This is a genomic window from Actinoplanes sichuanensis, from assembly GCF_033097365.1.
Lineage (GTDB): Bacteria > Actinomycetota > Actinomycetes > Mycobacteriales > Micromonosporaceae > Actinoplanes > Actinoplanes sichuanensis.
In genome coordinates, this window is sequence record NZ_AP028461.1 from 479,921 (window position 1) to 503,187 (window position 23,267).

The following is a 23,267-nucleotide window of genomic DNA, read 5'->3' on the forward strand; positions in this document are numbered from 1 at the left end:
GGGACTCACCGCTTGATCGCGGCCTGGCTGGCGGCGAAGAACTGCTCGGCGGCCTGGGCGGGGGTGGCACGACCGTACTGGGCCTCCTCAGCGGCCTTGATCAGTTCGGAGCGCACCGTGCTGTGACCCTTCGGCGGAACCGTCGGAGCGGGGCCGAAGTTCTTGCCCAGCTCGTCCATCACCTTGATGGTCTCCTTCATCGCCTCGTTGTCCGTCGACGCGGCGACCTGCGTACGGATGTCGAGGTTCGCCGGCAGGCCACGGTCGGTGCCGAGGATCTTGCCCGCCTCCGGGTCGTTGACCAGGAAGTTGAGCACGTCGGCGGCGACGTCCTTGTGCTTGCTGCCGCGGTAGACGGAGAAGTACATCGAGGCGCGGGCCCACTGCTTGGTCGCGTCACCGGGGTAGGCGATCACGGCCAGGTCGTCCTTGGTGTTCTTCTGCAGCTCGGGCAGCTGGTTGGCCCACACCCAGGAGGTGAGCGCCTTGTTCGTCACGACCAGCTGCTTGGTGACGTCGGTGGCGTTGCCCTCGTGGATCACGTCCGGGGTCGGGGTGGACTGCCCGTCGCGGGCGCCCTTCCACAGCTCGAACCAGGCCTGCACGTCGGCCTGAGTGAAGCCGAGCTCGCTGCCCTTGTAGAGCTCCTTGCCCTGCTGGCGCAGCCACAGCCAGAACGCCTTGTAGTCGGCGCTCGGGTCCATGGTGCCGGCCACCTTGGTCTTCGCGCCGGCGTCCTTGGCCCAGGCGATGTGCTGCTCCCAGCTCTGCCCGGTGGTGGGCACGGCGACTCCGGCGGCGTCCAGCTTGGCCTTGTTGTAGACCAGGCCCTGGGTGTTCTCGCCGGGCGCGAGGCCGGCCAGCTTCCCGTCGACCGTGCCGTAGTCGATCAGGCCCTTCTGGAACTTCGTCGTGTCGATCTTCCCGGACTTGGTGTACTCCGACAGGTCGGCCGTGACGTTGCGGGTCGCGTACTCGGCCAGGTAGTTGTCGTCGATCTGGAAGATGTCCGGGGCGTCGTTACCGGCGGTCAGCGTGGCCAGCTTGTCGAAGTAGCCCTGGTTGGCCTGCCACGTCTTCTTGAACGTGACCTCCGGGTGCTTGGCCGTGTAGAGGGCGAGCGCCTGCTCGGTGAGCTGGGCGCGGGCCTCGCCTCCCCACCAGAAGAAGCTCAGCTCGACCTTGCCGTCGTCGGCGGCACCGTCGTCGCTGCTACAGGCGCCGAGGGCCAGGGGAAGGGCCAGCATGGCGGCCACGACACCGCTGAGCACGCGGCGGCGGGGAAGGGGGTGGTATGCGGTCATGGGGTTTCGTCACTCCTTGACGGTTGCGGCAACCTCAGCGTTGAGCGCGACGGCCGGGGCGTACGGCCCCGGGCCGGTGGAGTTGCGAATGATCAAGTCGGTCCGGAGCGTGACCTGCCCGGTCGCTCCGTCGTCGCCCTGCTGCAGCAGCATGTCGACGGCGGTACGGCCGGCGGCCGCGGTCGGGTTCGCCACGGTGGTCAGCCGTGGCCGGACCAGCCCGCTGTACGCGATGTCGTCGATGCCGACGACACTCACCTGCCCGGGGACGTCGACACCGCGATCCTGCAACGCCTGGAGCAGGCCGATGGCCATCAGGTCGTTGTAGGCGAGCACCGCGGTGGCGCCGGTGCGCAGCACGGCCTCGGCGGCCGCGGCACCGGTCTCCTCGACCGGCTGGTTCGGGCCGAGGACGGTCAGTTCCGCGCCGGCCGCCCGGGTGGTGGTCCCGGCGGCCCGGCGGATCTCCCGGTTGGTCCATGAGCCACGTGGCCCGGCCAGGTAGACCAGGTGGCGGTGGCCCAGGTCGAGCAGGTGGCGCACGGCTTCCCGGGCGCCGTGTCCCACGTCCATGACCACCGCGGGCAAGCCGGTGATCATGCGGTTGATGACGACCAAGGGCACCTCGCGGCGCACCTGTTCGATCTGGTCGTCGCTCATCCGGGGACTGCACAGGAGGATCCCGTCGACCTGCTTGGCCAGGGCCTGCACCAGATCGAGCTCGACGATCGGATCCTCGTCGGTGTCGGCGACGAAGACGTGGTAGTCCCGCCGCCGGGCGTGGGTCTCGGCCGCCTTGATCAAGGGCGGGAAGAACGGGTTCGCGATATCGGCCACGATCAGGCCGATGTTGTGGGTACGTCCGGTGATCAGTGCCCGGGCCGCCCGGTTCGGGCGGTATCCGAGCTGCTCCGCGGTGGCCAGGACCCGGGCACGCGTCTCGGGGTTGACCAGATGGGGTGCGGAGAACGTGCGCGACACCGTGGAGATGTGCACTCCGGACGCTCTGGCGACGTCCCGGATCGTCACGGCCACGGTGCCCTCCTTGCTGGCGATCCGGTGTGACCCGGATCTCTTGGTGAGAGCCATTAATGCAAACGGTTGCGGTGGTGTCAACGCCCTTCTATGTCGCTTCGGTTTCTAGATCATGATCGGGCCGGGTCAAATCTGGACAAATCCGTGTTACGCATTGACTTCGCTCGTGCTTCCGTCCCTAATCTGTTGCAAACGTTTGCCGAATGGAGGCGACGGAATGCCCCCGTCCCCACCCCGCCGGTACGCCCTCGTGGGCGCTGGCGCACGGGCTGGAATGTTCGTCCGGGCGATCACCGGTGACCACGCGGACGTGGCCGAGCTGGTGGCCATGGCCGACACCAATCCCGCCCGGCTCGCCGCCCACAACAGGCGGCTCGCGAAGCCCGTCCCGGTCTACGACGCTGCCGACTTCACCGAGATGCTCAAACGCGAGCGCGTCGACGTCGTACTGGTCGCCACCGTGGACCGCTATCACGACCACTACGTGGTGGCCGCTCTCGAAGCGGGCTGCGACGCCATCACCGAGAAGCCGATGACCGTCGACGCCGCCGGTTGCCGCCGCATCCTGGACGCGCAGCGGCGCACCGGGCGCGACGTCCGGGTCACCTTCAACTACCGCTACAACCCGCTGCACGAGGCGGTGAAGCAGGTCATCTCCTCCGGCGAGATCGGCGAGGTCGGCTCGGTCCACTTCGAATGGCTGCTCGACGTACGGCACGGCGCCGACTACTTCCGCCGCTGGCACCGCGACAAGCAGAACTCCGGCGGCCTGCTCGTACACAAGGCCGGCCACCACTTCGACCTGGTCAACTGGTGGCTCGACGACAGCCCTTCGCTCGTTTTCGCGGCCGGCCGGCTGTTTTTCTACGGCGAGGCGGGGCGGCGGCACGGCTACGCCCGCGACTACGACCGGGCGCACGGCGCGGCCGACGCCGACGGTGACCCGTTCGCGCTGCGGATGACCGACGAACCGGCGATGAAGGAGCTCTACCTCGACGCCGAGGACCACGACGGCTACCACCGCGACCGCAACGTGTTCGCCCCCGGCGTGACCATCGAGGACGACATGGCGGTGCTGGTCCGCTACACCGGCGGCGCGTCGATGAGCTACCACCTCACCGCGTACGCCCCCTGGGAGGGCTACCGGGTGATGTTCAACGGCAGCCGCGGCCGCCTCGAACTGGAGGTGGTGGAGAGCGACCACGTCGCACCCGACGCCGCCGCCGGGGTCAAGGGCGAGCCGGGCGCCGAGTCGACCGCCGAGAAGGGCTTCAAACGGCTGCTGGTACGGCCGTTCTGGGCGCCGCCGCGGGAGATCGGAGTGGACGGGCTGTCCCGACACGGGCACGGCGGAGCGGACGTGCGGATGCTCGCCGACCTGATCCGCCCGGACGCCCCACCGGATCCGCTCGGCCGTACCGCCGACGCCGTCGACGGCGCCCGCGCCCTGCTCACCGGCCTCGCCGCCAACGAGTCCCTGGTCCAGGGCCAGGCCATCCGCGTGCAAGACCTCCTCGATCTCAAGGACAACAGGTGACCGACGAGAACCACCTCCTCCCCGCCGAGCCGGCCCAGCGGCAGATCGCCCGCGAGCTGTACCAGCACGCGAAGGACCTGCCCCTGATCAGCCCGCACGGGCACGTCGACCCGGTACTGCTCGCCGACGACCAGCCCTTCCCCGACCCGGCCCGGCTCTTCGTGGTCCCCGACCACTACGTCACCCGGATGCTGGCCAGCCAGGGCATCCCGCCGGCCCGCCTCGGCGTGCCGAGCGTGGACGGCTCGGCGGTGGAGACCGACGGCCGGGCGATCTGGCGGCTGCTGGCGGAGAACTGGCGACTCTTCCGGGGCACCCCGTCACGACTCTGGACCGAGAAGGTCCTCGCCGAGGTCTTCGGCATCTCGGCCCGGCTGGGCGCCGACACCGCCGACGAGATCTACGACGAGCTGTCGGCCCGCCTGGCCGAACCGGAGTTCCGTCCGCGCGCACTGTTCACGAAGTTCAACATCGAGGTCCTGGCCACCACCGAGAGTCCCCTGGACGAGCTGCAGGCGCACGCCAAACTCGCCGCCGACGGCTGGGGCGGCCCCGGTGGACGGGTGATCACCACGTTCCGCCCGGACAACCTGGTCGACCCGGACTGGCCGGGCTGGGCCGAGCGGGTCGCCGAACTCGGTGCGCTCACCGGCCTGGACGTCGGCACCTACTCCGGGTTCCTGGCCGCGCTGCGCAGCCGCCGCGAGGCGTTCATCGAAGCCGGCGCCACCAGCTCCGACCACGGCCACCTGACCGCGCGGACCGTGGTCCTGGACGAGGCCGAGGCGGCGGTCCTCTACCGCAAGGCCATCGGCGGCGGCGCGAGCGAGGCCGACGCCGAGACGTTCCGGGGGCACATGCTCGTCGAGTTCGCCCGCATGTCACTCGACGACGGCCTGGTGATGCAGCTGCACCCGGGTTCGGTCCGCAACCACAACCGGGACCTCTACCAGCGGCACGGCCGGGACACCGGCGGGGACATCCCGTCGGCCACCGACTATGTGCACGCGTTGCGGCCGCTGCTCGACGCGCACGGCACCGACCCTCGGCTGCGGGTCGTGCTCTACACCCTGGACGAGACCGCGTTCAGTCGGGAGCTCGCCCCGCTGGCCGGCGGCTACCCGTCGCTCTACCTCGGCGCGCCCTGGTGGTTCCTGGACAGCCCGAACGCGCTGCGCCGGTTCCGGGAGGCGGTCACCGAGACGGCCGGCTTCTACAACACCTCCGGCTTCGTCGACGACACCCGCGCGTTCTGCTCCATCCCGGCCCGGCACGACGTGGCCCGCCGGGTCGACGCCGGATACCTCGCCAAGTTGGTCACCGAGGGCACGCTGCCGCTCGACGAGGCCGCCGAGACCATCGCCGACCTGGCCTACCACCTGCCGAAGCGGGTCTTCCGGCTGGCTGAGAAGGCATGACGGTGACCTACCGCCTCGACCGCGGCGCCCTGGCGTCGTTGCCCGAGGCGTCCCGGCCGGCCGTCGAGCCCGGTTCGGTACGGCCCGGGATCGTCCACCTCGGACTCGGTGCGTTCCACCGGGCCCACCAGGCGGTCTTCACCGAGTCGGCGGTCGCCGCGTCGGGTGGCGACTGGGGAGTCATCGGAGTGGCGCCGCGCTCCCGGGTCATCCTCGACCAGCTGCGTGCCCAGGACGGGCTGTACAGCGTCCTGACCGTCGGCGACGGTGCCGACCGGGCCAAGGCGGTCGGCATCCTGGCCGGGTTCGGGCACGCCGCGGGTGATCCCTACGGGGTGGTCGCGGCGATCGCCGACCCCGGGGTGCGGATCGTGTCGATGACCGTCACCGAGAAGGCGTACCGGCTCGACCCGGGCGGGAGGTTGCTGCTCGACGACGAGCTGCGGGCCCAGCTGACCGGGCACGCGCCGCCGACGACCGTACCGGCGCTGCTGGTCCGTGGTCTGCTGCGGCGGCAGGCCGCCGGTGGCGGCCCGCTGACCGTGCTGTGCTGCGACAACCTGATGGGTAACGGCCCGCGTATCCGTGGCCTGGTCGAGCAGGCGCTCGACGTGGCCGGCGCGCACCTGCCGGGCGGGGTGGCGTTCCCGGCCACCATGGTCGACCGGATCGTGCCGGCGACCAGCGCCGAGCACCTCCGCCGGACCGCGCTCGCCCTGGGCGCCGACGACGCCGTCCCGGTGGTCGCCGAACAGTTCACCCAATGGGTGATCGAGGACGACTTCCCCGGCGGGCGGCCGGACTGGGACGGCGTCGGCGCGATCATGACCGACGACGTCACCTCGTGGGAGAAGCTGAAACTACGGGCCCTGAACGCGGTCCACTCGGCATGCGCTTATCTCGGGGCACTGGCGGGCCGCGAGCTGATCGCCGACTCCCTGGAGATCCCCGGTCTGCCGGCGGTGCTGCGCCGGTTCATCGCCGACGACATCGCACCCACCTTCGAACCACCACCGGGCGTCACCGTCGTCGGTTACGGCGAGACCGCCCTCGGGCGGTTCGCCAACCGCGAACTCGGCCACCGCAACCTCCAGGTCGCGATGGACGGCACCCAGAAACTGCCGCATCGGCTGCTCGGCACCATCGCCGACCGGCGGAAGACCGGCGACACTCCCGGTTGGGCGATCCTCGTCCTGGCCGCATGGATGCGCTTCGCGAGGGGGTACGCCGACAGCGGCGCCCCCCTTCACCTGGACGACCCACTGGCGCACCGGATCCGGGACGCGCTCGCCGCCGCCCCGGACACCGCGCCCGGCGTGGTCGGCGCGCTGCTCGCGCTGCCCGAGGTCTTCCCGCCGCACCTGGCCGGCGACGGGGTGCTGCGTGCGGAGCTGATCCGCTGGTACGGCGAACTGGAACGACACGGCGTCGAGGCGACCATCGGAGGTCTCGGGCGATGACGACGAGGGTCGCGCTGATCGGGGCCGGTGGGCACGGTCTCTCGCATCGGCGGACGCTGCAGCGGCTGCTGGACGCCGGGCGGATCGAGGTGGCCGGGCTCTGTGACCGGCAGCCGGTTGCGGCCCACCCGGACGCGCCGCTGGACGGGGCGCCGTTCTTCACCGACCACACCGAGTTGCTCTCGGTCACGCGGCCCGACGTCGTGGTGATCTGCACGCCGCCGCACACCCACCTGGCGCTCGCGCTCGACGTGTTCGCGGCCGGTGCCGATCTGCTGCTGGAGAAGCCGCCGGTGATGTCGCTGGCCGAGCACGAGAAACTGGCCTCGTCGTGCGGCGGGCGGATCCTGCAGATCGGGTTCCAGGCGCTCGGGTCGGTGGCGCTCGCCGAGTTGTGCGCCGCCGAACCGTCCGGGGAGATCGGGGTGACCGGAGCCTGGTGGCGGCCGGACACCTACTACCAGCGGGCGCCATGGGCCGGGAAACGGCTCGTCGACGGGCGGCCGGTGCTGGACGGGGCGCTGGTCAACCCGTTCGCCCACGCGCTCATGCAGGCCCTGGTCGTCGCCGACGCCGCCGGTCCGGAGTTCCGTCCGGTGACGCTGGAACTGGAGCGTTACCGGACCCGGGCGATCGAGACCGACGACACCACGTTCCTGCGCCTGACCGGTGCGGACGGGCGCCGGATCACCGCGGCGGTGACCCTCGCCTCGCCGGTCTTCATCGCCGGCGAGATCCGGGTCGGCGAGGCGGTGCTCGAATACCCGACCGACCGCCTCCGACTGCCCGGGGAACCCGACTTCCGGCACGTCCCGGGTCGGGCCGGGCTGCTGGAGAACCTGCTCGACCACCGGCGTGACCGGACGGTGCCGTTGCTGGCACCGCTCTCGCGGACCGCCGGGTTCACCGCCGTGGCCGAGGCGATCGTGGCCTCGCCCGCGCCGGAGGAGATCGGCCCGGAATGGCTGACGCCGCACCCGGACGGGGGTGGCTCGGTCATCGCGGGCATCGACTCGCTGGTCCGGGAGGTGGCCGATACGGGGCGGCTGCCCTCCGAGACCGGCGTGCCGTGGGCGCGGCCCGGCCACCGGGTCGCGCTCGGCGCACTGCCCGCCCACTGAGCCCGCCCGCGGAGCCACCGGATCAGCCCGGCGGTCGCGGTTCGGTCCGGTGTGCCGCCGGGCGTCGCGGCGGAGCCACGGAAGGGCGAGCCTGCGTTCGCGGGCTTTCCCGGCCGTACCGGAAAAGGGTTTTCGTCATGGAGAGAAAGGATTTGATGAAGTGAATGTCATGTCGGGCCGGGAAACGGCCGGGTAGGCCGTGCGTACCGCTCTCGCCGCGACCATCGGCCTCGTCCTCGCCGCCGGTGTCGCCACTGTCCCCGCGTCCGCCGCACCGGTGAAGATTCCGGCCGGGGCGCGGGAGGTCCTTCCCGTGAATGACGGGTGGGCCGCCTCCACCACCGGAACCACGGGTGGCTCCGCGGCCGACGACGCACACGTGTTCGTCGTGAGCAATCGCGCCGAATTGGCGGCCGCCCTCGCCGGCGGCACCGATCCGACGCCCCGGATCGTGCTTATCAAAGGCACCATCCACGCCAACGAGGATGACGCCGGTAATCCGCTGACGTGTGCCGATTACGCGGATCCGGCCTACACCCTGGACGGTTATCTCGCCGCCTACGACCCCGCGGTCTGGGGCCGGGCCACCCGGCCGAGCGGTCCGCTGGAGGAGGCCCGGGTCCGGTCGCAGCGCAACCAGGCGGCCCGGATCCAGCTCAAGGTCGGCGCGAACACCACGGTCTACGGCCTGCCGAACGCCCGGCTGATCGGCGGTAACCTGCTGATCCAGAACGTGGACAACGTGATCGTGCGCAACGTGCGGTTCGAGGACGCGGCCGACTGTTTCCCGGCCTGGGATCCGACCGACGGTTCGCTCGGCAACTGGAATTCCGCCTACGACATGGTGACCCTGACCGGGGCGACGCACGTGTGGGCGGATCACAACACGTTCAGCGACGGCGACAACGTCGACGCGAACCAGCCGCTCTACCTCGGGCGGCCCTATCAGGTGCACGACGGCGCGCTCGACATCATCCGGGCGTCCGATTACGTCACCGCCTCCTGGAATGTATTCCAGGAACACGACAAGACGATGCTGATCGGATCGAGCAACACGGTCGGCGCGGATGTCGGGAAACTGCGCGTCACCCTGCACCACAACAAATTCGCCAATGTGGGCCAGCGGGTTCCGCGGGTGCGTTTCGGTCAGGTCGACGTCTACAACAACTACTACTACCAGACCGATGAGGACACCTATTCGTACTCGTGGGGGGTGGGGGTCTACTCGGCGATCTACGCCGAGAACAACTTCCTGCTGCGCAGTGCGGACATCGCCCTCGAGGACGCCGTCTACGACTGGGGCGGCACCGCGATCACCGAGATCGGCACGCTGACGCGGGTCGGCACCGGTCCGGTGCGGGCGGTGAACCTGGTCGCCGAGCACAACGCCACCCACGACCCGGACCTGGGCACCGACGCGGGCTGGACGCCCGCGCTGCGGGCCGGGCCGGTCACCCCCACCGCCGCTGTTCCGGCGCTGGTCAACAAGGGTGCCGGCGCGGGCCGGTGCTGAGTCGCTGATTCCCGGCCCGTCGGTGACGGGCCGGGAATCGGTTTTCCGCACGGATTCGGGAACGTCCGGAGTTCACCTCGACTACGCTGACGCCTATTCCCGACATTTCCGTATTTGCGGAGTGGTTCTCATGAAATCAACTGTCCGCCGCCTGGCGGCGGTCCCCGTCGGAATCCTTCTTCTCACCGGTCCCGCCGCCCCGGCCGAAGCGTCCGGTCTGATCGCGCCGCCGGCCGCATCCGGCCCGGTCGGTTCGGCGGACGCATCCGGATCCACCGGGTCGGTGGGCGTGTCCCGCTCCGCGGTGCCGGCCGCGGCTTCCGGATCCACCGCGGTCCTCACTCCGCCCGGCGCCGGCTCGGCCGCGCTCGAACAGATGCGCCGCGCGGTCGCCGCCGAAACCGGCGCGACGGATGTGCCGTGCTGGCGTGATCTCGCGATCAAATCCACCGCCAACGGCCGCTTCGTCTCGGCCGAGATCGGCTGGGACGGCGGCGACTACGGCGCTTTGCGGGCGCGGGCGGCGGCGGCCGGCAAGTGGGAGAAGTTCATCGTCTGCCGGGACGCCGACACCGGAGTCACCCGGATCCGCGCGCAGGCCAACAACGAGTACGTCTCGGCGGAGCTGGACTACGCCGGCGCCCGCTACGGAATGCTGCGCGCGCAGGCCGAGAAGGTCGGTGGCTGGGAGCGCTTCTACTCCAACAGCGCACCCGGCGGGCAGTTCTCCTTCTACACGAAGGACACCCGCCGGTGGGTCGCCGCGGAGACCACGTTCACCGGCAAGTTGTACGGCGTACTGCGCGCCCGGGCCACGAGTGTGAGTGCCGAGGAGACGTTCGCATGGTGAGGTTCCTTTAAAGAGGAAGCCCCTGAACCTTAAGTTTTTCTTTATTTCGATCAAGGGTGATCCGCTACTGGGAGCGTTCCCGTATGGACCGGCGAGAAGGTGGTCCAAGAGGAAGGCACGCAGATGAAGCGGTACCAGAGCTACCGGAGCAACGCCGGGGGATCCACCATCCGACGCTGGCGTGTGGCCGGGGTGGCGGGTGTCGCGGTGGCCGTGGTCAGCGTCGGACTGGGTGTGGCGGCTGCGGCCGAGAACGGTGTTCCCACGGTGAACTGTCCGACGGTGGCCGACAAGCTGGGCGCGGTGCCGGCCCAGGCGCAGGCGGAGATCGCCCGCAATCTCCAGCTGCTTAACACCCAGATCCAGGAGGCGAACACCCGGATCGCCAACACGCAGGGCCAGGGTGGCGCCAACTTCATTCAGAACGCGATCCTCGGCCCGCTGAAGGACAAGCGCTTCGCCACCATCAACCGGATGGAGACGGCGATCGGCCGGGTCCTGGCGAAGCCGAACCTGAACGCCGAGGGCCTGTCGGGCTGCTCGCTGAACGCCAACGGCGGCGGCAACGCCTCGCCGGAGCCGGCCAACGTACCGGCCGCCGCGGTGTCGGCCGGTGCCGCCGCGGTCGCGAACGTCGGCACCATCGTCTGCCCGAACGTCGTCATCAACGTGGCGATCCCGGCGCAGGCCCAGGCCGAGATCGACCGGAACCTGGCTCTGCTGCAGACCCAGATCAACGAGGCCAACGCCCGGCTCAAGAGCTCGGTCGGCCAGGGTGGCGCGAACTTCGTGCAGAACGCGATCCTCGGCCCGCTGAAGGACAAGCGCTTCGCCACCATCAACCGGATGGAGACGGCGATCGGCCGTAACGCCGCCAAGCCGAACCTGAACGCCGAGGGCCTGTCGACGTGCTCGCTGAACGCCGCCGGCGGTGGCGCCGCGGCCGAGCCGACCGCGGCCCCGACCACGCAGGCCCCGGCGAACAACGGCAACGCCGGCAACAACGGCAACGCGGGCAACAACCAGGCCGCGGCCAGCCGGAACACCGGCAACGTCGGCATCAACGACGGCACCGCGCAGGTCGACTGCCCGAACGTCGTGATCAACGTGGCGATCCCGGCGCAGGCCGCGAATGAGGTCAACCAGAACCTCGCTCTGCTGCAGACCCAGATCAACGAGGCCAACGCCCGGATCAAGAGCACCGCCTTCCAGGGTGGCGTGAACTTCATCAACAACGCGATCCTCGGCCCGCTGCAGGACAAGCGGTTCGCCGCCATCAACCGGATGGAGACGGCGATCGGCCGTAACGCCGCCAAGCCCGACCTGAACGCCGAGGGCCTGTCCCCCTGCAACCTGAACAAGTGACCTGTCCCACCTGATCGACGAACCGGCCCGGCCGCCTCAGCGGCCGGGCCTTCTCGTGCTACGCGTTCTCCTCCTGGAACAGCTTGTCCAGAGTGGGGCGGGCCGCCTCCCGGGCCTCCCACGCCTCCAGCACGTCCACCTCGGCGTTACGGGCCTCCTCGACCAGCACCTCGGCCGCCACCGACGCCACGTGCACCTGCTCACGGGACTGCACGGTCTCGGCCACCGCCGCCTCATACGCCCGTTTCGCGTCGCGGACCCGGCCGTCGTCGAGCTGCTCGGCCGGTGGGCCGGCATGGTGCCAGATGCCGTTGAGCTGCTCCACCGACAACTCCCCGCGCCGGTAGGCGGCCAACGCCGCCCGCTGCACCAGCAACTGCGCCTCGTCCGCCGTCGCCACCCGGGCCTCCCAGCGGGCCTCCAGATAGCGGTCCTCCGCCTGATCCCGCGCCCCGGCCGACCGCTCCGCCTCCAGCCGCGCCTCCTCGGCGGCCTCGGCGGCCCGCTCGGCGGCGGCCCGCACCGCTCCGGCGTCGGTCAACAGCTGCTCGACCTCACCCGGACCGGACGCCCTCGGCCGCTGCCAGATCGCCACCGCCGCGACACTCGTCAGAATGGCGACGACGGCCGCGACCGCGATGGCGGCCCACGTCCAGACCATCGCTGCTTACCCCTCCCCGCGCGGGCCGGCCGCCGTCCCGCGGCCGATCCCCCTTCGATCCGGCCGCCGTCCCGCGACCGATCTCCCTTCGATCCGGCTGCCTTCCGGCTGCCGATCCCCATCGATCCGACCGTAGGGCGACGTTTGGATCTTCGCCACTCGGGTCCGTCCGGCGGGACGCCGACCACATCGCAGTCGGATAGCAATATCGGATAGCCTCCCCTCCCGCGCGTGTCAGTTCGAGTCCGTAACGCGGACGTGGTAAAAAGCCCGCCGACACCGATCGACACAGGGAGGACCGGCCGTGCCAGGGAGCACCCGCACGATCACCGACGGCGATGGCGGAGCCGTCCGGGCCGGCGGCAGCGTGGTCGTCTACCTGCCCGTCGGTGTGCGCTCCCGGCTGCGCGAAAGGGCCGCCGCCACCGGCCGCTCCCACACCCAGCTGGTCTTCGACGCGCTCAACGCCACCCACACCCGGCTCGCCGAGGTGGTCGGCTCGGCCGAACCCGACACCGAGACCGACGGCATCTTCGTCAGCCAGAGGTCCGGCCGGCGCCGACACCGCGAGGACCGGGTTCAGGTGTCGATCCGGCCGCATCCGGCCAACCTCGCCGTCATCGACGAACTGGCGGCACGGCACACTACCGGCAACCGCTCCGCGCTGATCGCCGCGGCGCTCGACGAGTTCCTCCCGGCTCCCCCTCCGGCTTCGAAAGGCGTCACCCCGTGAAGCAGCTCAACGACCTGCTCGCCGACTTCTGGCAGGACTATGCGGCCCTGGTGCTGCTGGCCGGCGGCCTCCTCGGCGTGGTGCTGCTGATCAGTTTCGCGATCTGGGCCAAACGCTCCAAGAAGCCGCTGCGGCCGATCGCGCTGGCCTTCAGCATGAACCTGGCGCTGCTGCTCAACGCCGAGGGCATGTGGGTCATCGCCATCGACCAGCTCAAACTGCCGCCGATCTTCGCGGTGCTGGTGTTCGCGGTCTTCGAGATCTGCTTCCTCACCGCCACCTCGCTCGCCGCCGAGCAGTACCGGCGTACGTCCACCTACGCGCCGGACGGCACCATCGTCACGCCCGGCCACCCGGGGCCGATGCTGTGGATCGCGGCGCTCATCGCGGGACTCTCCGGTGTCATCGTGGCCAGCAACGCGGTCACCTTCACCGAGAAACTGCTGCGGCTGGCCGTACCGTGCATGATCTTCCTGATGTGGTGGGCGGCGCTGACCGCCGCCGGGCAGCGGGTGCGGCGCGGGCGCTTCGCCTACAGCCCGCGCCGCCTCGCCGAACGCTGGGGATGGCTGATCCCGGACGACGACCCCGATCTGGTACGGATGGCGTCCGAGCGTCAGGTCCGGCGGATGGTCGTCAACTACCACCGGGTCAGCGCCGGGCGGTTCCCCAAGCCGTGGTGGCGTAACCGGCTACTCAAGGACGCGCGCACCGCCGGGGAGCCGGTCGTCGACGAGGTGATCGAGCAGCTCGCCCGGATCCAGCGGGTCATGGACCTGCTCGTGCCGGGGGCGGTGCGGATCGCCGTGCCGGTCAAGACTCCGGTCACCGCTGCGGCCGACACCCCGGCGACCGCGGCCCTCGCCGGACTCCCGTCGCCGTCGGTCAACGGATCGGCCTCGGCGCAGGCACTGGTCCAGTCACTGGCCGACGTGCCGGCCGCAGCCGCGGCGGCACCGTCCGATCAGGCCGTCCAGTTCGTGGAGCCGGTCCGGTTCGTCCAGCCCGCTCCGGCCGAGGTCGCGCCACCGGCCGTCGAGGTGCCCTCGGCGGCTCCCACCGTCGCCGACACGGACGGGGAGCCGACCGCCGACGACCGGCCGGTCACCAACGGGATCCCGGTGCGGGCCGAACCCGTTGCCGAGCCCGTCGTTCCGGGTCGGGCCACCGTGGTGGAGCGCGCGGTCGCGGCCGGAGTGCTGCCGGTCCCCGTGCAGCGGGGGATCGTCCGTGACGAGACGGCCGCGCCCGTGCCGCTGTCCGTCCCGCCGGCTCCGGCGCCCGCGCCCGCCTGGGCGGCCACCCCGACCGGCGCCCGGCCGGCCGTCAGCATCGCCGGTTCGCCCTGGTGGCGGCTCGCCGTCGACCGGCTCAGCAAGTTGGTGGCCCAGGAGATCACGGCCGAGGACCTGCCCGAGATGAACTACATGCGGCGGACCGAACTCGCCCGCAAACTCGCGCCCCGCGTGCAGGAGCTCGGTGAGGGCGTGGTCCGCACGTTCATCAACGAGTACATCAGTGAGCTGGACGGCGAGCACGTGGAGTCGGCCTACCCGTGGCGTGACTTCCTGCCCGCCCCGGCGCTCGCCCCGACCGGTTCCGAAGCCTGGCACAACGCGCTCCTCGACCTGCGGACCGCGCTCGAGGAGGAACTCGGCGACGGCCAGCCGATGGACCCGGAAGAGCTCGCCGACGTGCTCGCCCCCAGTGCGCCCCGGCTCGACGACTCGACGATCCGGCGGTTCATCGGTGACTACGTGCTCGCACTCAGCGGCATGACCGCCCCGGGCAACGCCCAGCCCTGGGCCGAGTTGCTGCCCCGCCCGCAGAGTGTCCGCCCGGCCAGCGACGAGGACCTGCTGGAGATGCACGGCGCCGAACTCTTCGAGCATCTGCGCAGCACCGGCCGGTTGAGCCGCTACAAGGTGCAGGCGGTCACCGGGATCAAGAGCCGGGTCCAGGCCGACCGGATCAAGTCCATCATCGAGGAGCGGGCCGCCGAGACCGCCACCGCCTGACCCCGGCCGGCCTGTGTTCTTCAGGAGTGGGTGGCCAGCCAGACTGCGCGGGTGCTCGTGACTCTCAGGTCCTTGCGGGTGTGCAGGGCCTGCGGGCCGTTCCTGGTGAGCAGGGTGTCCAGGGTGGACACGTCTTCGGGGGACAGCCGGTCGGCCACGGACTGGCGGATCCGGCTCAGGGTCGCGTAGGCGTAGCGGATCGCCGGCTCCGGCAGCGGGGACGGCACATCCACTGTCATCTCGCGGGACTCCACGATGCGGAAACCGGCCGCGGTCAGCCGGGACGGCCAGTCCGCGCCGATGTGTGGCAGGTGGGCGGCCCGGGCCTCGTCCAGCAGGGTGTGACAGCGGGCTTCGGTGCCGGGAGTGCCGAAACCCAGGTCGTCGGGGAGGAACCGGGGCATCCGGTCCATCTCGATCATCGCGAGCAGGCCGCCCGGGCGCAGGGCGGCGTGGACGTCGCGGAGTACCCGGTCCGGGTCGGCCATGTGGTGCATCGACGACGACGCCCAGACCAGGTCGGCCGGGCCGGTGGTGGGCCAGGCCTCGTCCAGGTCGGCGCGGAGTGGGCGGACCCGGTCGGCCAGGTGGCGGGCTGCCGCGCTGTCCCGCAGGTGGCTCAGCATCTCGTCGGCGGTGTCGATCGCCGTCACCGTCGCGGCCGGGAATCGCTGGAGTAGGGCGAACGTGCCGGTTCCGGTGCCCGCGCCGATGTCCAGGATGTCGTTCACCGGATGCTCGCCGGCGAGCTCGGCGACGCGGGCGGTGAGCTCGGCCAGATGGGCGGCGGTCACCTCCGCGTCCAGGTCGAGGATCTCCTGCAGACCGTCGCCGTGACCGTGACCGTGACCGTCGCCGTGGCCATGGCCATGGCCGCTGTGGTCGTGGCGTTCGGAGCGACTGTCGTGGCCGGGTCCGGCGTGGGGGGCCGGGCTGTGCGGGGCGAGGAAGCTGTCGTGTGCCATGGGACCGACTGTAGATGCGGATTGCGGCTGACGCATACAATCTTGCGTATGACGCAAGACGCTGAGGTGGATGCGGTGGTTCGGGCTCGGATCCGAGGGCTCCGGATCGCCAAGGGTTGGTCCCTCGACGAGCTGGCCGGGCGGTGTTTTCTCAGCCCCTCGACCCTGAGCCGGATCGAGACCGGGCACCGGCGGATCGGGCTCGACCAGCTCACGGCTATCGCCCGGGCGCTCGGCGCCAGTCTCGATCAGCTCGTCGAGACCGCCGGTGACGCGGTCGTGATCAAGCCGCATCACCATCCGGAGCGGGGCATGACGACCTGGGTGCTGAGCGGGGACGACGGGCGCAACGGGCTGACCGTGGCCCGGATCCGGGTCAGCCGGCCGGCGTCGCGACGGCCGGAGGATCAGCGGGTGCATCCGGGGCGAGACTGGTTCACCGTGCTGTCCGGGACCGTCGAGCTGCTGCTCGGGGAGCGGGAGGTGCTCGTTCAGGAGGGGGAGGCGGCGTCGTTCTCCACCATGACGCCGCATGCCTTCGGGGCGCGGGGCGGGCCGGCCGAGGTGATCGCCGTGTTCGATCCGGATGGCGAGCGCAACCACGTCGATGCGTGACCCCGCGCATCACGAGTCGGGCGCGTCGACGCCTCTCGCGTGGGTCGGTGCAGGCGTGGCCGTATCAACGGAGAAACGGGCGAAGGGTGAGCCCGCCGCGATGCCGGAGTGGACGCGGCGGTGGGGTGATTGTCGCGTCAGCGGGGTGGCGGGACGCATGAGGCGCGCCAGGCCAGGGTCGCGTCGGCCGGCTCGGAATGCGGGACGTGGTCGTCGTCGAGAGCCAGGGCCATCGCCCGCTCGCCCATCTCGACCAGCGGCAACCGAACCGTCGTCAGGGCGGGAGTGACGTCGCGGGCGATCGGCATGTCGTCGAAACCGGTGACCGAGACGTCGTCGGGGACGCGGATGCCGCGCTCACGCAGCGTGGCCATCGCGCCGACCGCCATCGAGTCGTTGAGCGTGATCAACGCGGTCAGGCCGGGTTGGGCGTCCATCAGGGTGCCGGCCGCGGCGGCGCCACCGTCGCGGGTGAAGTCGGAGTAGATCAGGCGAGACGGCGGGAGCTCGAGGCCGGTGTCGGCGAACGCGCGGCGGAAGCCGGTCAGTCGGTCGGTCGTCGTGGTCAGGTAGCGCGGGCCGGCGATCACGCCGATCTCGCGGTGACCGAGCTCGAGGATGCGCAGGCCCAGCTCGTGGGCGCCGGCCTCGTTGCCGGGCAGGACCGCGGTGCCGACCAGGCGGTGCCGGCCGATCACCGCGACCCGCCCACCGGCCTGCTGATACGCCGTCAGCTCCCCGTTGAGCCGCTCGGTGAACTCGTCGTCGTGGTAGCCGGACCCGGCCAGGATCAGCGCGTGCACCTGCTGGGCGCGCAGCAGGCCGACGTAGGCCAGCTCCCGCTCCGGCTCCCGGTAGCTGTTGCAGATCACCAGGAGCCGGTCGTGTGCCCCCGCCTGTCGTTGCAGGCCACGGGTGATCTCGGCGAAATACGGGTCGGAGACGTCATGGACGATCACACCGACCGCCGACTTGCGGGGACGCGCCACATTCTGCGCGTGCGCGTTCGGTACGTAGTGCAGCTGCCGCACCGCCGCGAGGACCCGCTCCCGCAGGTCCTCGTTGACCTTTTTCGCACTGTCGTTGATGACGCGGGAGACGGTCGCCGGGGAAACCCCGGCGAGCCGGGCAACATCCGCCAGGGTGACCGCCATCCGCACAGGTTAACGGGCCAGGAGCGTCAATGTGTCGACGACCCGGTTCGCGAAGCCCCACTCGTTGTCGTACCAGGCCACGACCTTCACCAGCCGGCCGTTCGCGGCGGTCAGTAGCGAGTCGAAGACCGACGACGCCGGGTTGCCGGTGATGTCCGACGACACCAGCGGGTCGGTGGCGTACTCCAATACCCCGCGCAGCGGTCCGGCCGCCGCCGACGCGAACGCCGCGTTGATCTCGTCGCCCGTCACGTCCCGGCTGACCAGGGCGTTCAGCTCGACGAGTGAGCCGACCGGGACCGGCACCCGCACCGAGTATCCGGACAGCCTGCCGTTCAGCCGGGGCAGGACCGCGCCGATCGCGGTGGCCGCGCCGGTCGTCGTCGGGGCGATGTTGACGCCCGCGGCCCGGGCCCGGCGCAGGTCGCGGTGCGGGCCGTCCTGCAGGTTCTGCTCCTGCGTGTAGGCGTGCACCGTGGTCATCGAACCGGCCTCGATGCCGGCCAGGTCGTCGAGCACCGAGGCGATCGGCGCCAGCGCGTTCGTGGTGCAGGAGGCGTTGGAGACGACGCGATGGCTCGAAGGGTCGTACGCGTCGTGGTTCAGGCCGTACGCGATGGTCACGTCGGCGCCTTTCGCCGGAGCCGTGACCAGGACCTTCCGGGTGACGTGCACGCCCGCGCCGGCGGTGAACCGGCCGGTCGACTCGATGGCGACGTCGACGTCCTGCCAGGGGAGCCGGGACGGGTCGGCCTCGGCGGTCACGGCGATCTTGTGACCGTTGACGATCAGATGATCATCGGCTGCCTCGACGGTGCCCGGGAAGCGGCCCAGGGTGCTGTCGTAGCGGAGCAGGTGGGCGAGAGTCCGGGCGTCGGTCAGGTCGTTGATCGCGACGATCTCGATGCCGTCGTTTCGTCCCGCGACGGCGCGGAGGACATTTCGCCCGATACGGCCGAAGCCATTGATAGCAGCTCTCATGCCCTCAATTCTTCTTCGGTTCTAAGGCGCGCGGCAGGCACAACACCGCCGGATCCCGCAAGCTTTCCGCCAAACGCCTTTCGGTACTCGGTCGGCGTCATGTCCAGGATCCGCTGGAAGTGCAGCCGCAGGTTCGCGCCGGTGCCCAGCCCCGTCTCCGCGGCGATCTGCTCCACGCTCAACGCGCTCGCTTCGAGAAGAGACCGCGCCAGATCGATCCGCGCCCGCAGGATCCAGTGCATCGGCGTGTACCCGGTGTCCTCCACGAACCGCCGGCCGAACGTGCGCGTCGACACCCCCGCGTGCCGGGCCAGGTCGGACACCCCGATCGGCTCGCCCAGTCGATGCAGCGCCCACTCCCGGGTCGCCGCGAACACCTCACCCAACGGCTCCGGCACGGTACGGGGCACGAACTGCGACTGGCCACCACTGCGGTACGGGGCGGCCACGATCCGCCGCGCCACCGCGTTCGACGCCTGCACCCCGTGATCACGGCGGATCAGGTGCAGACACAGGTCGATCCCGGCGGCCACCCCGGCCGACGTCAGCACCTGTCCCTCGTCGACGAACAGCACCCGCGGATCCACGGTGACCTTCGGGTACTCCCGGGCCAGCACCGGAGCCATCGACCAGTGTGTCGTCGCTCGCCGGTCGTCCAGGATCCCGGCCGCGGCCAGCGCGAACGCGCCGGTGCAGATCGACACCATCCGCGCGCCACGGAACGCCGCGTCCCGCAGCCCGTCCAGGATCCGCGGGTCCAGTGGCCGCAGCGGAGTGCGGTAACCGGGCACGATCACGGTGTCCGCCTCGTCCAGCGCCTCCGGGCCGTGCTCCACCACGTAGCCCAGCCCGTCCCGCCCCGTGACCGGCCCGGCCGCCAGCGAACAGTGGAGCAACTCGTAGGGCAGACCGTGCTTCGGGGCGAAGATCTGCGCGCTGATCCCGACGTCCAGAGGCGCGGCACCCGGCAGCACCAGGACCGCGATGCGGTGAACTCTCACCCCGACAACTCTGCCGCAGCGCCGCCACCACCCTGGAAAGCCGCAGGCCGCACGTGTACCGTGGGTCGGTCGCGGAAAGGACGGTTCAGCGATGAATCAAGATCGGAGCCGCTCCACCGGGCGGCCGACTCTGGAAGAGGTCGCGGCCAGGGCCGGTGTCGGCCGTGGCACCGTGTCCCGAGTCGTGAACGGGTCGGCCCAGGTCAGTCCCAAAGCGCGGGAAGCCGTCCAAGAGGCGATCGACGCCCTGGGCTACGTCCCCAACCGGGCGGCCCGTGCGCTCGTCACTCAGCGAACCGATTCGATAGCCCTCGTGATCTTCGAATCCGGCGAGCGCTTCTTCGCCGAACCCTTCTTCGGCCGCATCGTGCAGTCCATCTCGTCGGTGCTGGTCGCCCGCAACCTGCAGATGGTCCTGATGATCGCGCAGGCCCCCGAGGAACGCCGTCAGCTCGAAGGCTACCTCACCCGCCAGCACGTCGACGGTGCTCTACTGCTCTCCCTGCACGGTGACGACCCGCTCCCGGCCATGCTCGAGGAACGCGGCGTGCCCACCGTGCGGGCCGGGCGCCCCTACCACCCGGAGCCGGTCAGCTTCGTCGACGCCGACAACCGGGCCGGTGCCCGCGCCGCCGTCGCCTACCTCCGCGACCAGGGCCGCCGCTGCATCGCCACGATCACCGGCCCGCTCGACATGGCCGTCGGTATCGCCCGCTACGACGGCTACCGCGACGTCGTCGGCGAGGGCCCGGCCGCCCGCGGCGACTTCGGCGAACTCTCCGGCGCCGCCGCCATGGAGTGGCTCCTCCAGCAGTACCCGCAGATCGACGCGGTCTTCGCCGCCTCCGACATGATGGCCGCGGGCGCGTTGCGCGTGCTGCGCCGCGCGGGCCGCCGTGTACCCCAGGACGTCGCCGTCGTCGGCTTCGACGACTCCGTCGTGGCCCGGCACACCGACCCGCCGCTGACCAGCGTCTACCAGCCGATCGAGCAGATGGGCCAGGAGATGGTCCGCCTCCTGCTCTCCAAGATCGACGGCGACGAGCCGGCCGACTTCGAAACGGTCCTGCCCACCCGCCTGATCCTGCGCGGTTCCGCTTAACCCTTCTTCTGGTACGCCGTGGACGGGCCCCGTGCCTGTCCACGCGACGCAGGCGGCCGGTCCCGCCCGCCTGCGCCCTGCCGGGCCGATCCCGTGCCCGCTCTTACCGCCTGAGCCCGCGCCCACCCAGTCCAGCTGGTCGATCTCACGGCCGGCTGGAGGAGCGGTCAGGGGGTGGAGGCGGTGCGGAGGTCGGTCAGACGCTGGCGTAGCAGGGCTGCCTGGTCGGGGGTCAGACCGCCCTCGTTGAGGCGCTGGCGGACCTTGCCCAGCAATTCGTCGACCTGATCGGTGACGCTGTCGTCGGTGGGGTCGATGAGGCGCAGAAGGTTCTGGAAGTCCAGGGCCACGTCCGGGCGGATGTCGCCGGTCTGCCGACCCTGTTCGACGGTGTCCTGGACCCGGGTCAGGGCGGCCTCCACGGTCAGGACCGGGTCGGTGGGGGTGATCGTCGTCGGCTCCGGTGGGGACGGTGGCGGGGGAGTCGACGCGGTGGGCTCGACCGTCTCCTTCGGGACCAGCGACTCGGTCCGCGCCGTCGCCGGGGACGACGCCGGTGGCGCGGCGAACTCGACCGGCTCCTCGGGGGCGTTGGCGGCGTAGACGAGCGCCACGAAGATCGCCGCCACACCGGCCAGGGCGGCTCCGAAGGCGACCCGCCGGGCGCCGGCGGAGGTGACCCGCGGTTGGGGCGGCAACACCTTGGCCTGACCGGTCGGTGGGGGCTTGGGCAGCGGGATCGTCAGGCGGGCCGGGGCCGACGGGACCAGCCGGGTCAGGGCGCGGCGGGCCTGGGCGGCGGTCGGGCGCTTGGTCGGATTGTCGTCCAGGCACCTGAGGATCAGCTCGCGCAGCCGGGCCGGCAGGGTCTCCGGGAGCGGGGTGGGGCCGTGCGCCTGTGCGGCGGCCAGCTCCTCCCAGGTGTTCACGTCGTAGGGCGGATCGCCGGTCACCATCTCGAACAGCAGGACACCCAACCCGTACAGATCGGTGGCCGGCTCGGCGGGCTTGCCGTCCAGGCGCTCCGGCGCGGCGTAGGCGGGGGTGCCGAAACTGACCCCGGTGTCGTCGTCGTCGGCCTCACCGGCGGCGGCGCTGATCCCGAAGTCGAGGAGTTTGACCCCGCCCGGACACAGCATCACGTTGCCGGGCTTGATGTCGCGGTGCACCACCCCGGCGGCGTGCGCGGCGGCCAGTGCCTCGGCGACCGCGGCCCCGATCGACACCGCCTCGCCCCACGGCACCGGGCCGTCGGCGTCGCAGAGCCGGGCCGCGACGGTCTCTCCGCTCAACAGCTCCATCACCACGAACGGGGCGACCGAGCCGTCCGGCCGGACCGCCTCACGGTAGTCGTGAACTGCGGCGATGCCGGGATGGGAGAGTCGCGCCGCGAGCCGTGCCTCGCGCCACGCCATGTGTGCGGCCCGGGTGTCACCGGCCGGCAACTTGACCGCGACCGGCCGGTCCAGCAGCTCGTCGGTGGCCCGCCAGACCTGCGCCATGCCGCCTGTCTCGAGGAGCGTGACGAGGCGGTACCGCGAGGCGAGCAGCACTCCCGAGTCCGGCCAAACTTCGTGCATCCCAGGACATTCGCCCAGTCCGGCACAGCATGTCAACTCCCGGATTCGCGGGGCACGGCGCATCTCACCGTCCGTGCGGAAACCGGTGCAACCGATCCGCAACCGGCGTCGCACCGGACTGAACCCGGAGCGGCGAACGATGAGATCACCCCCGAGTTGAGGAGTACCACCCATGCGCATGCGCCGTAGCGCCGCCGCCGTCGCCCTGGCCGTGGCGGTCGTCGTCCCCACCGCCGTGACCGGTGTCGCCGCCTATGCCAAGAGCCCGTCGCCCGCCGCTTCCAGCGTGGTCACCGACAAGAAACCGAAACCGGACAACAAGAAGAAGACGCCGTTCCAGGCCAGCGGCACGGTCACCGGGGTCGACGCGGCCGCCGGAACGGTCACCGTCGCCGCCCGCAGCGGCACCAAGGACGTACGCGGGAAGACCGTGACGATGACTGTCGCCGCGGACGCCCGGATCGTGCTGAACGGCAAGAAGGTGAAGCTGGCCGCTCTGGCCGCGGGCCTGAAGGTGTCGGTGACCGGCACCCGGACGGACACCGCCTACCTGGCCGGCAAGATCCAGGCGGCCGGAAAGGTGAAGCCGGCTCCGAGTCCGTCCACCCCGACGACGCCGCCGACCGCGTCGCCGTCGCCGTCGGACTCGGTCAGTCCCGCCCCGACCGAGTCGTCCAGCCCCGCCCCGACCGAGTCGTCCAGCCCGGCCCCGACCGAGTCGTCCACCCCCGAGCCCACCGAGTCCAGCGAGCCGACCGGTTCCCCGGAGCCGTCCGAGGACTGACAGACCACCGGCGACCGGTACGCCCCACCCGCCATGACAAGCCGGGGCGTGCCGGTCGTCGGCGTTTAAG

General features: G+C 71.0%; 20 protein-coding genes. 12 read left to right on the plus strand and 8 right to left on the minus strand.

Annotated features, from left to right (window positions below; genetic code table 11):
- Window positions 1-5 precede the first annotated feature (5 nt).
- Window positions 6-1,304, minus strand: a complete 1,299-nt coding sequence (locus tag Q0Z83_RS02025; RefSeq protein WP_317792043.1) for an ABC transporter substrate-binding protein — start codon at window positions 1,302-1,304, stop codon at window positions 6-8.
- A gap of 9 nt (window positions 1,305-1,313) precedes the next feature.
- Complete coding sequence (locus tag Q0Z83_RS02030) at window positions 1,314-2,339, minus strand: LacI family DNA-binding transcriptional regulator (protein WP_317792044.1); 1,026 nt, start codon at window positions 2,337-2,339, stop codon at window positions 1,314-1,316.
- Between the two features lie 217 nt (window positions 2,340-2,556).
- Here Q0Z83_RS02030 and Q0Z83_RS02035 point away from each other — a divergent pair, with 217 nt between their 5' ends.
- The 7 genes from Q0Z83_RS02035 to Q0Z83_RS02065 all read left to right on the plus strand — a co-directional run bounded on the left by Q0Z83_RS02035 (window position 2,557) and on the right by Q0Z83_RS02065 (window position 11,603).
- Window positions 2,557-3,876 (plus strand): Gfo/Idh/MocA family protein, encoded by a 1,320-nt coding sequence (locus Q0Z83_RS02035; RefSeq protein WP_317792045.1) that lies wholly within the window; start codon window positions 2,557-2,559, stop codon window positions 3,874-3,876.
- Window positions 3,873-5,294 carry a glucuronate isomerase gene (gene uxaC / locus Q0Z83_RS02040; RefSeq protein WP_317792046.1) on the plus strand — a complete coding sequence of 474 codons (1,422 nt, stop codon included), beginning with the start codon at window positions 3,873-3,875 and terminating at the stop codon, window positions 5,292-5,294. The genes Q0Z83_RS02035 and uxaC overlap by 4 nt, the downstream gene beginning before the upstream one ends.
- On the plus strand, window positions 5,291-6,754 hold the full coding sequence (locus tag Q0Z83_RS02045; protein WP_317792047.1) for a mannitol dehydrogenase family protein: 1,464 nt from the start codon (window positions 5,291-5,293) through the stop codon (window positions 6,752-6,754). Before uxaC ends, Q0Z83_RS02045 begins: the two co-directional genes overlap by 4 nt.
- Window positions 6,751-7,875: a Gfo/Idh/MocA family protein gene (locus Q0Z83_RS02050; RefSeq protein WP_317792048.1), complete on the plus strand. Its 1,125-nt coding sequence runs from the start codon at window positions 6,751-6,753 to the stop codon at window positions 7,873-7,875. The genes Q0Z83_RS02045 and Q0Z83_RS02050 overlap by 4 nt, the downstream gene beginning before the upstream one ends.
- A 199-nt stretch (window positions 7,876-8,074) precedes the next feature.
- The gene (locus Q0Z83_RS02055) at window positions 8,075-9,388 is read left to right on the plus strand and encodes a pectate lyase family protein (RefSeq protein ID WP_317792049.1); all 1,314 of its coding nucleotides are present in this window, start codon (window positions 8,075-8,077) and stop codon (window positions 9,386-9,388) included.
- A gap of 130 nt (window positions 9,389-9,518) precedes the next feature.
- Window positions 9,519-10,238 carry a fascin domain-containing protein gene (locus Q0Z83_RS02060; RefSeq protein WP_317792050.1) on the plus strand — a complete coding sequence of 240 codons (720 nt, stop codon included), beginning with the start codon at window positions 9,519-9,521 and terminating at the stop codon, window positions 10,236-10,238.
- A 123-nt stretch (window positions 10,239-10,361) separates the two neighbouring features.
- Complete coding sequence (locus tag Q0Z83_RS02065) at window positions 10,362-11,603, plus strand: hypothetical protein (RefSeq protein ID WP_317792051.1); 1,242 nt, start codon at window positions 10,362-10,364, stop codon at window positions 11,601-11,603.
- Window positions 11,604-11,661: 58 nt separating this feature from the next.
- Here the strand turns inward: Q0Z83_RS02065 and Q0Z83_RS02070 are convergent, their stop codons facing one another.
- Window positions 11,662-12,264: a hypothetical protein gene (locus Q0Z83_RS02070; protein WP_317792052.1), complete on the minus strand. Its 603-nt coding sequence runs from the start codon at window positions 12,262-12,264 to the stop codon at window positions 11,662-11,664.
- 304 nt (window positions 12,265-12,568) lie between these two features.
- Here Q0Z83_RS02070 and Q0Z83_RS02075 point away from each other — a divergent pair, with 304 nt between their 5' ends.
- Both Q0Z83_RS02075 and Q0Z83_RS02080 read left to right on the plus strand, forming a co-directional pair.
- Window positions 12,569-12,997, plus strand: a complete 429-nt coding sequence (locus Q0Z83_RS02075) for a hypothetical protein (RefSeq protein WP_317792053.1) — start codon at window positions 12,569-12,571, stop codon at window positions 12,995-12,997.
- The gene (locus tag Q0Z83_RS02080; protein ID WP_317792054.1) at window positions 12,994-15,015 is read left to right on the plus strand and encodes an MFS transporter; all 2,022 of its coding nucleotides are present in this window, start codon (window positions 12,994-12,996) and stop codon (window positions 15,013-15,015) included. Before Q0Z83_RS02075 ends, Q0Z83_RS02080 begins: the two co-directional genes overlap by 4 nt.
- Before the next feature lie 20 nt (window positions 15,016-15,035).
- Here Q0Z83_RS02080 and Q0Z83_RS02085 read toward each other — a convergent pair whose 3' ends face one another.
- Window positions 15,036-15,980, minus strand: coding sequence for a class I SAM-dependent methyltransferase (locus Q0Z83_RS02085; RefSeq protein ID WP_317792055.1), 945 nt, complete (start codon window positions 15,978-15,980; stop codon window positions 15,036-15,038).
- Window positions 15,981-16,028: 48 nt separating this feature from the next.
- Between Q0Z83_RS02085 and Q0Z83_RS02090 the strand changes: the two genes are divergently transcribed.
- A complete protein-coding gene (locus tag Q0Z83_RS02090; protein ID WP_317792056.1) occupies window positions 16,029-16,595 on the plus strand; it encodes a helix-turn-helix domain-containing protein in 567 nt (188 codons plus the stop codon).
- A gap of 137 nt (window positions 16,596-16,732) precedes the next feature.
- Here Q0Z83_RS02090 and Q0Z83_RS02095 read toward each other — a convergent pair whose 3' ends face one another.
- From Q0Z83_RS02095 to Q0Z83_RS02105, 3 genes are read right to left on the minus strand one after another with little or no spacing between them, the layout of a single operon-like run.
- Window positions 16,733-17,749 carry a LacI family DNA-binding transcriptional regulator gene (locus Q0Z83_RS02095; RefSeq protein ID WP_317792057.1) on the minus strand — a complete coding sequence of 339 codons (1,017 nt, stop codon included), beginning with the start codon at window positions 17,747-17,749 and terminating at the stop codon, window positions 16,733-16,735.
- A 9-nt stretch (window positions 17,750-17,758) separates the two neighbouring features.
- Window positions 17,759-18,730, minus strand: a complete 972-nt coding sequence (gene gap, locus Q0Z83_RS02100; RefSeq protein WP_317792058.1) for a type I glyceraldehyde-3-phosphate dehydrogenase — start codon at window positions 18,728-18,730, stop codon at window positions 17,759-17,761.
- Window positions 18,727-19,731 carry a GlxA family transcriptional regulator gene (locus Q0Z83_RS02105; RefSeq protein WP_317792059.1) on the minus strand — a complete coding sequence of 335 codons (1,005 nt, stop codon included), beginning with the start codon at window positions 19,729-19,731 and terminating at the stop codon, window positions 18,727-18,729. Before Q0Z83_RS02105 ends, gap begins: the two co-directional genes overlap by 4 nt.
- Window positions 19,732-19,822: 91 nt before the next feature.
- Between Q0Z83_RS02105 and Q0Z83_RS02110 the strand changes: the two genes are divergently transcribed.
- Window positions 19,823-20,833, plus strand: coding sequence for a LacI family DNA-binding transcriptional regulator (locus Q0Z83_RS02110; protein ID WP_317792060.1), 1,011 nt, complete (start codon window positions 19,823-19,825; stop codon window positions 20,831-20,833).
- 167 nt (window positions 20,834-21,000) lie between these two features.
- On the opposite strand, the gene Q0Z83_RS02115 is transcribed toward Q0Z83_RS02110, so the two are convergent.
- Window positions 21,001-22,413, minus strand: a complete 1,413-nt coding sequence (locus tag Q0Z83_RS02115) for a serine/threonine-protein kinase (RefSeq protein WP_317792061.1) — start codon at window positions 22,411-22,413, stop codon at window positions 21,001-21,003.
- Window positions 22,414-22,585: 172 nt separating this feature from the next.
- On the opposite strand from Q0Z83_RS02115, the gene Q0Z83_RS02120 reads away from it, so the two are divergent.
- Window positions 22,586-23,197, plus strand: coding sequence for a hypothetical protein (locus Q0Z83_RS02120; RefSeq protein ID WP_317792062.1), 612 nt, complete (start codon window positions 22,586-22,588; stop codon window positions 23,195-23,197).
- Window positions 23,198-23,267 lie beyond the last annotated feature (70 nt).